Annotated in this window: 2 protein-coding genes; both read right to left on the bottom strand. The window is 25.1% G+C overall.

Translation table 11 applies throughout. The annotated features are described in order from the left end of the window. On the bottom strand, positions 1-360 hold a 360-nt coding region (locus NSA58_RS20355; RefSeq protein ID WP_330652621.1), incomplete at its 3' end, for a hypothetical protein. Between the two features lie 493 nt (positions 361-853). Then, positions 854-1,045: a hypothetical protein gene (locus NSA58_RS20350; RefSeq protein ID WP_074078908.1), complete on the bottom strand. Its 192-nt coding sequence runs from the start codon at positions 1,043-1,045 to the stop codon at positions 854-856. Between the last annotated feature and the right edge of the window lie 229 nt (positions 1,046-1,274).

Raw genomic sequence — 1,274 nt, 5'->3', positions numbered from 1 at the left:
TATATTTTGACTAATATAATATTCTTTCATAAAAATAATTATAAGTAAATCTCTTACTTCATTTTTTGTTTCTTTACAATTACATACATCATCATTTAAAATTTCACGCCATATTTCTTCATTATTTCTACTTCTAAAAGATTCGTATACTGTTTTTACTTTCTCTATCCAATTATATACTTTAATAGTGCTTACATTATCAAGATAAGAAAATAAACATTGTTTATATTCTCTCTTTAAACCCATGAATTTTTCAGGGTTACTCCTCTGATTTGTTCTATTTAGTTGAGTATTATATTCCTCTTTTAATAAAAGTTTTGATTTTTGTGATTCTATATTAGGTATATTAATTCTTTTCATACTCTCCTCTTTCTATTAATGTGCAATTATATCCTTATATAATAATAGAATAAAGTAATATTTTACTTTATTCTATTATTAATGATATATATTAGTAATTTTAGTATATTCCAACATTAAACTTTTTCTTTATTTTAGGCCCTAAAATACTTTTTGTTGTAGATATTATAGATGAACCAACACTCCACGCAAAAGTTTTTACAGCTGATCTTATAACATCTTTTGTATATTTTAATGAACTTGAACTAATACTTACAGTAGTTCCATATTTTAAAACAACAGCTTTATATCGATATGAACCTTTACTAAATAAGCCTTTAGCCCAATGAGGTGTTCCTAATCCAGCTCCATAAATCCATCCTACAGCTACTCCTAAAAGAGTATCCCCTACAACATTTCTAACAAGTTTTGTAATAGATACATTACTTTTGCATTACTTAATATAGACTTAATCCCTGAAATAGCTGCAGAGACAAAAACTTAAACTCTCTTTTTATATCTCATACTCATAAGTATTTTCAACTGTTATATTTGTTACGCTGTCTTTTTCCTTAGTTGGATTTCCATTAACATCATAATTGTAAACTTTATTTGATGTTTGTTTTCCCTCTTTATGCTCTATTGATTTTGTTAATTGATTTAAATCATTGTATGTATAGCTAGTAGTTGCTCCATCTTTTATCATTGATGCTCTATTTCCAGTTTTATCATATCCATAAGCTATAATACTCTTTTGCCTGTAGAATGATTCGTTATATCAGTCTTTACAAGTCTTCCTAAAACCCAATTTATATATGACTTACAATCATAGCTTTATTCAAAGTCCTTACTATAAATGTATTTAATTTAATATTACTCAGTCAAGTTAATATTAAATAATAATATATTTTTTTAAATAAAGCGATTATTACAAT

The sequence above is a fragment of the Terrisporobacter muris genome, from assembly GCF_024621905.1.
Lineage (GTDB): Bacteria > Bacillota > Clostridia > Peptostreptococcales > Peptostreptococcaceae > Terrisporobacter > Terrisporobacter muris.
Note: the sequence above shows the minus strand (reverse complement) of the source record. Positions and strands in the feature narration are given on the sequence as shown.